This window comes from Ramlibacter sp., from assembly GCF_035554825.1.
In the GTDB taxonomy this organism is placed as follows: domain Bacteria; phylum Pseudomonadota; class Gammaproteobacteria; order Burkholderiales; family Burkholderiaceae_C; genus Ramlibacter.
Map to the genome: position 1 here is coordinate 21,794 of NZ_DATMHS010000110.1, position 11,952 is coordinate 33,745.

Below are 11,952 nucleotides of genomic sequence, written 5' to 3' on the forward strand. Positions count from 1 at the left end.
GGTCAGGGGGTGAGGTGCCGCGCCAGCCGCCGTCGCCACGCTCGGCGACAGCGGTTGCATGGCGCGGGACGGCGCCGCCACCACGGCAGCCGTGGACCCCGAACCGCGACTGGCCACCGGCGGCGGGGCTGCTCCGGCCAGCGCGCGTCCGGACGGCACCTCGCGCAGGATGCGGAAGCCGACGGTGCTCGCGCCGGCGGGGCTGGCCGGGCCAGGCGCCCCGCCCGCCCCGCCCGCCCCGCCCGCCCCGGTGACGCCGGTCGACGCGCTCGCGGCGGCCGCAGTGCCGCCACCGTTCGCCGCCGGGCCTGCAACGCCGGCGACACCGACAGCAGCGCCGGCAGCGGACGCGCCATCGCCACTAGCGCCAGTGCCCGCGCTCGTGCCCGCGCTCGTGCCTGCACCCGTGCCGCCACCGCTGCCACCTCCCGCGCTGCCGCCGGTTCCGCCTGCCCCTGCTCCGCCGGCGGCACCGCCACTGCTACCACCTGTTCCCGCACCCCCGGCGCCACTCCCGCCGGCACCTGACCCTGCACCCGACCCTGCACCTGACCCTGCACCTGACCCTGCACCTGACCCTGCACCCGACCCTGCACCCGACCCTGCACCCGACCCTGCACCTGATCCCGCGCCACCGCCGGCGCCGCTGCCGCCTGCGCCAGCGCCTCCTGCACCTGCACCACCGGATCCCGCGCCACCGCCGGCGCCACCCGATCCGCCACCGCCGGCGCCACCCGATCCGCCACCGCCTGCACCTGCACCGGATCCCGCGCCACCGCTGCCGCCGGCGCTGCCGCCACCTGCTCCGCCACCTGCGCCTGCACCTGCACCGGATCCAGCCCCGCCGCCACCACCACCCGCGCCCGCGCCTGCACCACCTCCGGCACCGCCGGCCCCTCCGCCCGCACCGCCGGCTCCCGCGCCGCCTCCGCCGCCTCCGCCGCCTCCGCTGCCCCCGCCCCCACCACCGGCGCCACCGCCGCCCCCAGCTCCACCGCCCCCTGCTCCGCCGCCACCACCCCCGCCGCCGGCACCAGCGCCGCCGCCCGCACCCCCGGCACCGCCGCCCCCGCCGCCTCCGCCTTTCCCCCAACTGTCTTGCGGCCAGGTGACGCCGAAGGTCAGCGCAACGGTCGCGGCAAGTATTGAGAGGGCAAGTCGAGCTGGCACATTCGTCTTCATGTGTACTCCTGAGAAGAACGGCACCCAGCGGGCGGGTACGGCTGTGGTGTAAGCGCGCATACTCCACGCGCTCGGGCTTCGAGGTGTGACCAGGCGTCACAGAAGCGGGCACCAGACGGGCTGCGGCGCCGCCCCGCAGACATCCCGACTCGCATTTCGCCGCGCAGATCAGCGTGCGATCGCGCATTCGCCGCGTGCAGCGCCCAGGCAGAGCCTTTCTTCTTGTCACACGCCGGTTGGGAACGCCGCCGCCGGGTCGAGAACCGTCCACGCCATGACTGAACGCGTCGGCCCCTTCGGCTCTGACGTCGGTCAAGGCGGTCGTGGCGCCGTTGCATAGGCTCAAGCCACGTTCACTGCGCCGGAAGCCCGTCATGAAACGCCGCCAGATCGATATCGCCGGTGCCATCGCACTGGCATTGCATGCCGTGTCGTACGCCGGGCCCAGTCGCGCCGGCGGGCTGCAGGACCTCACGAGCGCGGAGACCGACCAGGGGCTCAAGCGGGCGCTGGAGCAGGGCGCGCTGGCGGCGGTCGCGCTGCTCGGCCGCCCGGGCGGTTTTCTCGACAACCCGCAGGTGCGCATTCCGCTGCCGGGGTTCATCGCCGATGCCGCCAAGCTGCTCAAGGCACTGGGTCAGCGCAAGCAGGTCGAGGAGCTCGAAGTGGCGATGAACCGGGCCGCGGAGGCCGCCGTCCCGCTGGCCAAGGATCTGCTGGTCGATGCGGTGCGCGGCATGACCATCGTCGATGCCCGCAACATCCTGACCGGCGGCCCCACCTCCGTCACCTCGTTCTTCGCCGGCAAGACGCGCGAGCCGCTCGGGCTGCGCTTCTTGCCGGTGGTGACGACGGCCACCATGAAGGTCGGGCTGGCCGAGAAATACAACCGCGTGGCGGGCAAGGTGTCAGGAATGGGGCTCGTCCGCAAGGAGGACGCCACCATCGAGCAGTACGTCACGCGCAAATCCCTCGACGGCCTGTATTTCATGATCGGCGAGGAAGAAAAGAAGATCCGCAGCAACCCGGCGGGCGCTGCGGATGCGATCGTGCGCAAGGTCTTCGGCGCGCTGCGGTAGCGCGCTGCCCCGGCCGGGGCCAGCCCATCCGTCAGTTCAGCTCTTGTTCTGCCGCTGCCAGTTGGCGTAGGCCTCGTCCATCCGGGACTGGCGATCGCCGGCGTTCACGTCGGTGTCGGGATGCATCGACCGGCCGGCGCCCATGCGGTGCGTCGAATCGGCCATGTGGTGGCCGGCCGACGCCACGCGCTTGCCGGCGTGCCTGGCGGACGCCTTGGCGTGATGCGCGGCGCTCTTGGCCTTGTGCTTGGTCTTCCTGGCAGCGCTCTTCACCTTCCTGGTGGCCTTGGTGTCGTCGCTGGCGGCCGCAGGCTTGTCGGCCTTCGTGTCCGCGCTGGCGCTCGCCGCGGCGGTGGTGTCGGTGCTGCCGGACTTCGCGGCATCGGAAGTCTGGGCAAAGGCGCCGCCGGCCAGGGCCAGTGCGATGGCGGCAACAAGGGCTTGGATCTTCATCGGATTTCCTTTCACGAGAATGAGACGTTTCGTTCCCTATGAACGCAGCTCCCCCACCGGCGGTTCGTCGGACGACTGGCAGAGCGCGCGTCAGCCATAGGCCATGCTCGAGGTCGGCATGCGCATTTCTGCACAATATCGGGCCATGACCCGCCGAAACCTCATCCTTGCTTCGCTGGCCGCCGCAGCGGCCCTGTCCTTGTCTCCGGCCTGGGCCCAGGCCCAGCGGCCGATCCGCCTCGTCGTGCCCTACGCGCCCGGCGGCCCGATCGACGTCACCGCGCGGATCCTGGCCGAGCGCGTCAAGGACAGCCTGGGCACGGTGATCATCGAGAACAAGCCCGGCGGCGGCGGCAACATCGGCGCCGACGCCGTGGCCAAAGCGGCCCCCGACGGCCACACCATCGGCATTTCGGCGGTGGCCACGCACGCGATCAACCCCTGGCTGTTTTCCAAGATGCCGTACGACGCGGCCAAGGACTTCGCGCCCGTCACCCAGATGGTGCGGGTGCCCAACGTGCTGGTGATGAACGCCGAGACCGCCGCCCGCTTGAAGATCAACACCCTGCGCGACCTGATCGCGTACGCCAAAGCGAATCCCGGCAAGCTCAACTACGGCAGCGGCGGCAACGGCAGCGCCGGCCACCTCGCCGGCGAGCTGTTCAAGCAGGGCGCCGGCATCTTCGCCGTGCACATCCCCTACAACGGCGGCAACCCGGCGCAGCTCGCGCTGCTCTCGGGGCAGGTCGACTTCAACTTCGACAACCTGGCCACGGCGGCGCCGAACATCCGCTCGGGCAAGCTCAAGGCCCTGGCCGTGACGACACTCAAGTCCTCGCCGGCCCTGCCGGGCGTGCCGCCGGTCGCCGACACCATCAAGGGCTTCGCCGTGGACACCTGGTGGGGACTGGTGGCCCCCGCCGGAACCCCGAAGGACGTGATCGATCGGCTGAACAAGGCTTTCGTGGCGGCGCTGCAGACGCCGGAGGCGAAGAGCCGCTTTGCTTCCCTGATGGCCGAGCCGGTGACGAGCACGCCGGAGGAATTCGGCCGTTTCATGCATGCCGAGCTGGCCAAATACCAGAAGATCGTCAAGCTGTCGGGCGCGAAGGTCGACTGAGATCCTGTCGTTTTCCTTCAACGCTCGCGGCGATCTGTCGCGGCGGCCCCACGTCTGCTGAGCGTCCTACGGCGCCTGTACGACTTGTCTGACATGTGCTCGAGTAACCCGTTGCTACAGTGACTCTACAGGTCGCAGAGGAGGTCACGATGGCAGCTCTGAGAAACGTTGTGTGGGGGGTCTTCGCCGCTGTGGCTTGCTGGGCCGTCCCGGCGGCCGCCCAGGCCCCCGCGACCACCGGCACCGCGGCCTCGCCGTCCTCCTGGTGGGGCACCGGGCACGGCTATGTCGGCCTGAGCGTCGGGCGTTCGCGCTACAGCGTCGACTGCGGCGGCATCGCCTTCGTCTGCGACAGAACCGACCAGGCTGTCAAGGTGACGGCCGGCGCCATGAGCGGGAATTACTGGGGCGTCGAGCTGGGTTACCTCGACCTTGGGAAAATCGCCCGCGCTGGCGGCACCACCCGGGCCCAGGGCCTGAACCTCAGTCTCGTGGGGAAGGCGCCGGTGGCGCAGCGGTTCAATGTCTTCGGCAAATTGGGCGCGACCTACGGCCGGACGGAGACGTCCACCGCCGCGGCCAGCGCCCTGGCCGCCGGCACCGAGCGCGGGCTGGGGTTGTCGTACGGTGCGGGCGTGAGCTGGGATTTCACGCCGCGGCTGTCGGCCACGCTCGAGTGGGACAGCAACGATTTTCGGTTTGCCAGCGGTGGACGGGACCCGGTGCGGTCCACCAGCTTGGGTTTGCAGTACCGGTACTAAGAAAAGCTCAGGGAAAAAAAGCTCAGGGAAACCGCAAGGCGGGACGCCCGCGGGTCGCAAGGCTCGCGGGCGTATTTTTTGCCCCCTGCCGGCACCGGCCTCGCCCAGCAGGCGACCATCAATTGCGTCCTACGACGGGCGGCCTTGGCACCACTTAGATTGCCCAGGTGGTCACGCTCCGCCTGCTTGTTGCCTTCCTGATCGCCATGGCGCTCCCCATCCAGGGGATCGCGGCATCGACGTGCGCATGCAAGTTGCGCCAGGGTCATGAGCAAGCTCATGCATCTGTGAGCCAGGGCGCGATGAAGCCGAGCGACGCCGCGACCGGCCAAGCGTCCATGGCAGCCGCGCACCTGCCGAACGGCCCCGATGCCAAGCTCGGCCACGGCAGTTGCGCGGACTGTTCCCAGCCCTGTTGCCACGCCACGGCACCACCGCCAGGGCAGGGGTCCGCCGATCCGGCGGCCGGCTTCAGCGGCCACTTGAACGATCCGTCTGGTCCCTTCGCGAGCTGGGCCGAGCCCGTCCCGCACAGGCCACCACGCTCCTGAGCGCCCACTCGGCGGACACCGCCACCGCCCGCCGCCTTTTGCGGCGAAGCACCGCCGCGTCTGCGGCGGCACCCGAATCGTTTCAGGAGAGATCACATGCATGAAGGAAATTTCGCCCGCTGCATCGCAGCTTGCTATGAGTGCGCCCAGGCCTGCAACCACTGTGCGACGGCCTGCCTGCAGGAGCAGGACGTCGCCATGATGGCCCGCTGCATCGCATTGGATGTCGACTGCGCGGAGATCTGCGCACTGGCTGCTGCCGCGATGAGCCGGGCCAGCGACGCGGCCAAGGCGATCTGTGCGGCTTGCGCCGAGGTCTGCCAGATGTGCGGCGACGAATGCGCCAGGCACGAGATGGAGCATTGCCAGCAGTGTGCCCAGGCGTGCAGGCGCTGCGCCGAGGAGTGCCGAAAGATGGTTGCCACGGCCTGAGCGGCGCCCCATCGCCCAGCCGCGGCGGCACCACTACCCCCGCGGCTCGGCGCGGAGCCTCTCGGCCGGGAGAGTCGCCGGCACGGCCGACCGACCAGGAAACGAGCAGGAAACTGCGAACGGGCCGCCTGCGTGGCGGCGGAATCGAAGCGAGTCAGTCGCCGCTCCCGGGAGCGGCGTTCCCGAAGGAGCAAACAATGAACACCCAGACCATGCCGCGCCAGGAAAGGCGCCATCACGAACGGCGCGCAGCCTCCCAGCAAACGACGCCTTCGCAAGAACACAGTGCCGGCCACTCGATGAAGATGGCCAGCTACGGGCGCTTCGCCGCGATGGTCGCGACATCGACCGTCATCGGCTTCGCCGCGATGTACCTCAACGTCTTCGAGATCGACCATGTCGATTTCAGCTGGACCAGGCTGTTCATGGCGCTGGTGATGGGCGGGGTGATGACGGCGGTGATGATGCTGTTCATGTGGAACATGTATCCCGAGCAGAAATCCAACTGGGCCGTGATGGGCGTCGCCGCCGTGATCTTCGCCACCGGCGTCATCCTCGCGCGCACCCAGGCCACCGTCGGCGACGTGAGCTACATGAAGGCAATGATCCCGCACCACTCGATCGCCATCCTGACCAGTTCCCGCGCCCGCATCGAGGACCCGCGCGTGCGCAAGCTCGCGGACGGCATCATCGAAACGCAGAAGAAGGAAATCGCCGAGATGAAGCAGCTCATCTCGGAACTGGAGAAGCGCTGATCAGCGGCAGCCGCGCTTCACTCGCCCAGGTAGGCGGCCCGCACCTTGGGGTCGCTCAGCATCTGCCTGGCCTCGCCCTGCATCGTGATCACCCCCGACTCCATGACGTAGCCGCGGTCGGCGATCTGCAGCGCCCGGCTGGCGTTCTGCTCCACCAGCAGGATGGTGACGCCCTGCGACGACACCTCGCGCACGATCTCGAAGATCTTGTCGACCAGGATCGGCGACAGGCCCATCGACGGCTCGTCCATCAGCAGCACCTTCGGCCGGCTCATGAGCCCGCGGGCCATCGCCAGCATCTGCTGCTCGCCCCCCGAAAGGGTGCCGGCGAGCTGGTCGCGGCGCTCGTGCAGGCGCGGGAACAGGGCGAACATCTTCTCCAGGTCCGCCGCCACCTGGGCCTTGTCGTTGCGGATGTGCGCGCCCATCTGCAGGTTCTCGGCGATCGTCATGCGGGTGAAGACGCCGCGCCCTTCCGGCACCATCGCCAGCCCCTGCTGCACCAGATCCCAGGCGCCGCGGCCGCGGATGCTCTGGCCCAGGTACTCGATGTCGCCATCGTTCATGGGCAGCAGGCCGGTGATCGCCTTCATGGTGGTGGTCTTGCCGGCGCCGTTGGAGCCGATCAGCGTCACCAGCTCGCCTTCGTTGACCTCGAAGTCGATGCCCTTCACGGCCTCGATGCCGCCGTAGGCGACCTTCAACCCCTTCACCTTCAGCAACGCGCTCATGCCGCTTCTCCCGCCGGCAGCGCCTGCGTGCCATGGCCCTGGCCCAGATAGGCTTCGATCACCTTGGGGTCGCGCTGCACGTCGTACGGCGTGCCTTCGGCGATCTGCTTGCCGTAGTCGAGCACCGTGACCCGGTCGCACAGCCCCATCACCAGCTTCACGTCGTGCTCGATCAGCAGGATGGTGCGGTTGTCGTTGCGGATGCGGTCGATCAACTGGCGCAGCATGGTCTTCTCGGTGGCGTTCATGCCGGCCGCCGGTTCGTCCAGCGCGATCAGCTGCGGATCGGTGGCCAGCGCGCGGGCGATCTCCAGCCGCCGCTGGTCGCCGTAGGACAGCGTGCGCGCCTTGAAGTCGGCGTACTTGGCGATGCCGACATACTCCAGCAGCTGGTGGGCCCGCTCCTCGATCGCCTCTTCCTCCGCCTTGAAGCCGCGGGTGCGGAAGATCGCGCCCAGCAGCCCCGAGGAGGTGCGGATGTGCCGCCCCACCATCACGTTCTCCAGCGCCGTCATGTCGGCGAAAAGGCGGATGTTCTGGAAGGTCCGGGCGATGCCGGCCTTGGCCACCTCGTGCACCGCGTGCGGCCGGTAGGGCTTGCCGGCCAGCTCGAAGGTGCCGCTGTCCGGCTCGTACAGGCCGGTGATCACGTTGAAGAAGGTGGTCTTGCCGGCCCCGTTGGGCCCGATCAGGCCGTAGACCTGGCCGCGCTCGATGGTGATGCCGACGCCGCCGAGGGCCTGCAGCCCGCCGAAGCGCTTGGAAATGCCGGCGACGCGAAGGACGATGTCTGCCATGGCCGCCCCGCTCACTTCACCGCCGCGGTCGATGCCGCCTGCGCGTTGCCGCCGGCCATGCCCTTGCGCGCCAGCGACCGCCCGTGCTCGGGCGCGGGCCAGAGGCCGCGCGGGCGCATCAGCATCACGATGATCATCGCCAGCGCGATCAGCAGCTGGCGCAGGATGGCCGAGTCGAGGCGGCCGTCGGTCATCGCCTGCAGCGGCCCGGCCACGTAGCGCAACACCTCCGGCAGCGCCGACAGCAGCACCGCGCCGAGGATCACGCCCGGCAGGTGGCCGATGCCGCCCAGCACCACCATGGCGACGATCATCACCGACTCCATCAGGCTGAACGACTCGGGCGAGACGAACTGCTGGAAGGCGGCGAACATCGCGCCCGAGACGCCGCCGAAGGTGGCGCCCATGCCGAATGCCAGCAGCTTCAGGTTGCGGGTGTTGATGCCCATCGCCTTGGCCGCGATCTCGTCCTCGCGGATCGCCATCCAGGCGCGGCCGATGCGCGACAGTTCCAGCCGGTGGCAGATCACGACGCTGGCGATCACCAGCGCCAGGAACAGGTAGTAGTAGAGCGTGACCGAGGAGATCTCGTACTCGGCCAGCTCCAGCGGCCGGCCGAGGTTCAGGCCCCAGAAGTGGATCGGGTCGATCTGCGAGATGCCCTTGGGCCCGTTGGTCAGGTTGACCGGCTGGTCCAGGTTGTTGAGGAACACGCGGATGATTTCACCAAAGCCCAGCGTGACGATCGCCAGGTAGTCGCCGCGCAGCTTCAGCGTCGGCGCGCCCAGCAGGATGCCGAACACCCCGGCGATGACGGCGCCGGCCGGGATCACCAGCCACAGCGGCATGTGCAGCCCCTGCGGGAACAGGGCCGCGATCCATTCGAAGTTGTCGGTCAGATGCGGCGAGGCGAGCAGCGCGAACATGTAGGCGCCGATGGCGTAGAAGGCGACGTAGCCCAGGTCCAGCAGCCCGGCGTAACCCACCACGATGTTCAGGCCCAGCGCCAGCAGCACGTACAGCAGCGCGGTGTCGGCGATGCGCACCCAGGCATTGCCCTGCGACTGCAGCAGCAGCGGCAGGACGAGGAGGCCGAGCGCGCTGAGGACGACGACGACGGTGCGGTTCTGCTTGTTCAGGAAGTGCAGCATGTCGTGCTCCTCAGGCCCGGTCGGCCACGCGCTCGCCGAGCAGGCCGGATGGCCGCAGCGTCAACATGCCGATCAGCACGATGAAGGCGAAGATGTCCGAGTAGTGGCTGCCCAGCACGCCGCCGGTGAAGATGCCGATGTAGCCGGAGCCGATCGACTCGATCAGGCCGAGCAGGATGCCGCCGACCACGGCGCCCGCCAGGTTGCCGATGCCGCCGAAGACGGCGGCGGTGAAGGCCTTGAGGCCCGGCAGGAAGCCCATGGTGTGTTGCACGGTGCCGTAGTTCGACGCATACATCACCCCCGCGATGGTGGCCAGGACGGCGCCGATGACGAAGGTCGCGGAAATCACCATGTCGGGGCGCACGCCCATCAGGGCGGCCACCCGCGGGTTCTCCGAGGTGGCGCGCATCGCGCGTCCCAGCTTGGTGTAGTTCACGAGGTACATCAGCACGGCCAGCGAGACCGCCGTCAGGCCGAGGATCATGATCTGGGTGGGCGTGATCACCGCGCCGCCGACCTGGAACGGCGTGGCGGGCAGCAGCGTGGGATAGGGCTTGTAGTTCGGCTTGAAGATGATCATCGCCAGCGTCTGCAGCAGGATCGACATGCCGATGGCGGTGATCAGGGGCGCGAGCTTGGGACTGTTGCGCAGCGGCCGGTAGGCGACCTTCTCGATCACGAAATTGAGCGCCGCCGCGACCACGCAGGAGATCAGCATCGCGATGACCAGGATGATCCAGCCGGGCATGCCGGGCATGGACTCCTGCATGGTGACGATGATCGCCCAGCTGGTGAGCGCGCCCACCATCAGCACCTCGCCATGGGCGAAGTTGATCAGGTTGATGATGCCGTAGACCATGGTGTACCCCAGGGCCACCAGCGCATACATGCTGCCCAGGACCAGACCGTTGATGATCTGCTGCAGCAGGATTTCCATGTGATCTCTCCGTACTTGTACCGGCGCCCTCAGCCTGGCCCGCCGCCTGTCGCGCCCGGCCGCCTCCTGGCCGCACGCCCTTGTGGAACCATGCAGCCATCTAGCAAAAAACCCGCCAAAGGTCCTCAGGGCGGGTTTCGCGAAATGATTATGCCAAGCGGTCCTGCGGCCTCCACCCGGGGAATGACCGGGGTTTTCCCTTGACTGTGCGACGTCTTGCGCCAAGTCAGTTGCGGCGCTGTTTGTTCAGCTCGCGCAACTCGTTCAGGCGGGCGGCGATCCTGATTTCCAGCCCGCGCTCCACCGGCCGGTAGAACTGCGTCGCCCGCAGCCCCTCCGGGAAGTAGTTCTCGCCGGCCGCGAAGCCGCCTTCCTCGTCGTGCGCGTAGCGGTATTCCTTGCCGTAGTCGAGGTCCTTCATCAACTTGGTCGGGGCATTGCGCAGGTGCAGGGGCACCGGTCTGGTGCCGTCCTTCTTCACCAGCGCCCTGACTTCGTTGTAGGCGACGTAGACCGCGTTGGACTTGGGCGCCATCGCCAGATAGACGATGCATTCGGCAAGTGCCAGCTCGCCCTCGGGCGTGCCCAGCCGCTCGTACACCTCCGCGGCGTCGAGCGCCAGCCGCAGGGCCCGCGGGTCGGCCAGCCCGATGTCCTCGGTCGCCATGCGGATCATGCGGCGCGCCATGTAGCGCGGATCGGCGCCGCCATCGAGCATGCGCACCAGCCAGTAGAGGGCGGCGTCGGGGTCGGAACCGCGCACCGACTTGTGCAGGGCGCTGATGGTGTCGTAGAACTGCTCGCCGCCCTTGTCGTAGCGGCGCAGCCGCTCGCCCAGCACTTTGAGCAGCCATTCGTCGGTGATCTGCTCGCGGTGCTCCCGGGTCCCGGCGACCGCGAGCGTCTCCAGCGTGTTCAGCAGGCGGCGGGCGTCGCCGTCGGCATAGGCGATCAGGCGGTCGCGCGCGGCCTCCTCGATCGCCGGCACGGCGCCCAGCGCCTGCGCCTTGCCCAGGATCTGCGCCAGATCGGCCTCGGCGAGCGGTTGCAGCACGTACACCGCGGCCCGCGACAACAGCGCCGAATTCACTTCGAACGACGGGTTCTCGGTGGTCGCGCCGATGAACGTGAACAGGCCGGACTCGACGTGCGGCAGGAAGGCGTCCTGCTGGCTCTTGTTGAAGCGGTGCACCTCGTCGACGAAGTGCATCGATTCAACAAGAGCCAGCAGGACGCGTTCCTGCCGCATGTGGAGTCGGGGTTGTTCACCTTCATCGGCGCCACCACCGAGAACCCTTCGTTCGAGGTGAATTCGGCGCTGCTGTCGCGGGCGGCCGTCTACGTCCTGCAGCCGCTCTCGGAGGCGGACCTGGCCCAGATCATCGGCAAGGCGCAGGCGCTCGGCGCGGTGCCCGGGATCGAGGAAGCCGCGCGCGACCGGCTGGTGGCGTATGCCGACGGCGACGCGAGGCGGCTGCTCAACACGCTGGAGACCCTGTCGGTTGCGGCCGCCAAGGAGCGCCACGACCAGATCACCGACGCGTGGCTGCTCAAGGTGCTCGGCGAGCGGCTGCGCCGTTACGACAAGGGCGGCGAGCAGTTCTACGACACCATCAGCGCGCTGCACAAGTCGGTGCGCGGTTCCGATCCCGATGCGGCCCTCTACTGGTTCGTGCGCATGCTCGACGGCGGCGCGGATCCGCGCTACATGGCGCGCCGGCTGGTGCGGATGGCCTCCGAGGACATCGGCCTCGCCGACCCGCGGGCGCTGCGCCTGGCGCTGGACGCGGCCGAGGTGTACGAGCGCCTCGGCACCCCCGAAGGCGAGCTGGCGCTGGCCCAGTGCGTCGTGTACCTGGCGATGGCCCCCAAGTCGAATGCCGTCTACGTCGCCTACAACGAGGCGCGCGAACTGGTCCGCAGGGAGGGCACCAGGCCGGTGCCGCTGCACCTTCGCAATGCGCCGACCCGGCTGATGAAGGATCTCGACTACGGCCGCG

The 11,952-nt window shown here is 68.9% G+C and carries 11 protein-coding genes and 2 pseudogenes; 6 read left to right on the top strand and 7 right to left on the bottom strand.

The window, feature by feature from the left end; genetic code table 11:
• Positions 1-2: 2 nt before the first annotated feature.
• Positions 3-1,061 (bottom strand): hypothetical protein, encoded by a 1,059-nt coding sequence (locus VNT59_RS13955; RefSeq protein ID WP_325499059.1) that lies wholly within the window; start codon positions 1,059-1,061, stop codon positions 3-5.
• A gap of 495 nt (positions 1,062-1,556) precedes the next feature.
• Here VNT59_RS13955 and VNT59_RS13960 point away from each other — a divergent pair, with 495 nt between their 5' ends.
• On the top strand, positions 1,557-2,261 hold the full coding sequence (locus VNT59_RS13960; protein WP_325499061.1) for a DUF4197 domain-containing protein: 705 nt from the start codon (positions 1,557-1,559) through the stop codon (positions 2,259-2,261).
• A gap of 36 nt (positions 2,262-2,297) precedes the next feature.
• On the opposite strand, the gene VNT59_RS13965 is transcribed toward VNT59_RS13960, so the two are convergent.
• Complete coding sequence (locus tag VNT59_RS13965; RefSeq protein ID WP_325499063.1) at positions 2,298-2,714, bottom strand: hypothetical protein; 417 nt, start codon at positions 2,712-2,714, stop codon at positions 2,298-2,300.
• 145 nt (positions 2,715-2,859) lie between these two features.
• On the opposite strand from VNT59_RS13965, the gene VNT59_RS13970 reads away from it, so the two are divergent.
• From VNT59_RS13970 to VNT59_RS13985, 4 genes are all read left to right on the top strand, one after another.
• Complete coding sequence (locus tag VNT59_RS13970) at positions 2,860-3,834, top strand: tripartite tricarboxylate transporter substrate binding protein (protein WP_325499065.1); 975 nt, start codon at positions 2,860-2,862, stop codon at positions 3,832-3,834.
• A gap of 149 nt (positions 3,835-3,983) precedes the next feature.
• Positions 3,984-4,595 (top strand): outer membrane beta-barrel protein, encoded by a 612-nt coding sequence (locus tag VNT59_RS13975; RefSeq protein ID WP_325499067.1) that lies wholly within the window; start codon positions 3,984-3,986, stop codon positions 4,593-4,595.
• Positions 4,596-5,242: 647 nt separating this feature from the next.
• A complete protein-coding gene (locus VNT59_RS13980) occupies positions 5,243-5,578 on the top strand; it encodes a four-helix bundle copper-binding protein (protein WP_325499069.1) in 336 nt (111 codons plus the stop codon).
• A gap of 197 nt (positions 5,579-5,775) precedes the next feature.
• The gene (locus VNT59_RS13985) at positions 5,776-6,333 is read left to right on the top strand and encodes a DUF305 domain-containing protein (protein WP_325499071.1); all 558 of its coding nucleotides are present in this window, start codon (positions 5,776-5,778) and stop codon (positions 6,331-6,333) included.
• Between the two features lie 17 nt (positions 6,334-6,350).
• Here VNT59_RS13985 and VNT59_RS13990 read toward each other — a convergent pair whose 3' ends face one another.
• From VNT59_RS13990 to VNT59_RS14010, 5 genes and pseudogenes are all read right to left on the bottom strand, one after another.
• A complete protein-coding gene (locus tag VNT59_RS13990; protein WP_325499073.1) occupies positions 6,351-7,064 on the bottom strand; it encodes an ABC transporter ATP-binding protein in 714 nt (237 codons plus the stop codon).
• Positions 7,061-7,861, bottom strand: a complete 801-nt coding sequence (locus VNT59_RS13995) for an ABC transporter ATP-binding protein (protein WP_325499075.1) — start codon at positions 7,859-7,861, stop codon at positions 7,061-7,063. The genes VNT59_RS13990 and VNT59_RS13995 overlap by 4 nt, the downstream gene beginning before the upstream one ends.
• 11 nt (positions 7,862-7,872) lie before the next feature.
• Complete coding sequence (locus VNT59_RS14000) at positions 7,873-9,012, bottom strand: branched-chain amino acid ABC transporter permease (protein ID WP_325499077.1); 1,140 nt, start codon at positions 9,010-9,012, stop codon at positions 7,873-7,875.
• Positions 9,013-9,022: 10 nt separating this feature from the next.
• Positions 9,023-9,952, bottom strand: a complete 930-nt coding sequence (locus tag VNT59_RS14005; RefSeq protein ID WP_325499079.1) for a branched-chain amino acid ABC transporter permease — start codon at positions 9,950-9,952, stop codon at positions 9,023-9,025.
• Positions 9,953-10,178: 226 nt separating this feature from the next.
• Positions 10,179-11,156 (bottom strand): annotated as a pseudogene (locus VNT59_RS14010) (replication-associated recombination protein A); the annotation flags it as partial.
• Positions 11,157-11,396: 240 nt separating this feature from the next.
• Here VNT59_RS14010 and VNT59_RS14015 point away from each other — a divergent pair.
• Positions 11,397-11,952: pseudogene (locus VNT59_RS14015) on the top strand (recombination factor protein RarA); the annotation flags it as partial.

Coding starts and splice junctions, on each gene's coding strand:
- VNT59_RS13975 (WP_325499067.1), top strand. CDS start 3,984: ATGGCAGCTCTGAGAAACGTTGTGTGGGGGGTCTTCGCCGCTGTGGCT.
- VNT59_RS14005 (WP_325499079.1), bottom strand. CDS start 9,952: ATGGAAATCCTGCTGCAGCAGATCATCAACGGTCTGGTCCTGGGCAGC.
- VNT59_RS13990 (WP_325499073.1), bottom strand. CDS start 7,064: ATGAGCGCGTTGCTGAAGGTGAAGGGGTTGAAGGTCGCCTACGGCGGC.
- VNT59_RS13970 (WP_325499065.1), top strand. CDS start 2,860: ATGACCCGCCGAAACCTCATCCTTGCTTCGCTGGCCGCCGCAGCGGCC.
- VNT59_RS13980 (WP_325499069.1), top strand. CDS start 5,243: ATGCATGAAGGAAATTTCGCCCGCTGCATCGCAGCTTGCTATGAGTGC.
- VNT59_RS13995 (WP_325499075.1), bottom strand. CDS start 7,861: ATGGCAGACATCGTCCTTCGCGTCGCCGGCATTTCCAAGCGCTTCGGC.
- VNT59_RS14000 (WP_325499077.1), bottom strand. CDS start 9,012: ATGCTGCACTTCCTGAACAAGCAGAACCGCACCGTCGTCGTCGTCCTC.
- VNT59_RS13960 (WP_325499061.1), top strand. CDS start 1,557: ATGAAACGCCGCCAGATCGATATCGCCGGTGCCATCGCACTGGCATTG.
- VNT59_RS13985 (WP_325499071.1), top strand. CDS start 5,776: ATGAACACCCAGACCATGCCGCGCCAGGAAAGGCGCCATCACGAACGG.
- VNT59_RS13965 (WP_325499063.1), bottom strand. CDS start 2,714: ATGAAGATCCAAGCCCTTGTTGCCGCCATCGCACTGGCCCTGGCCGGC.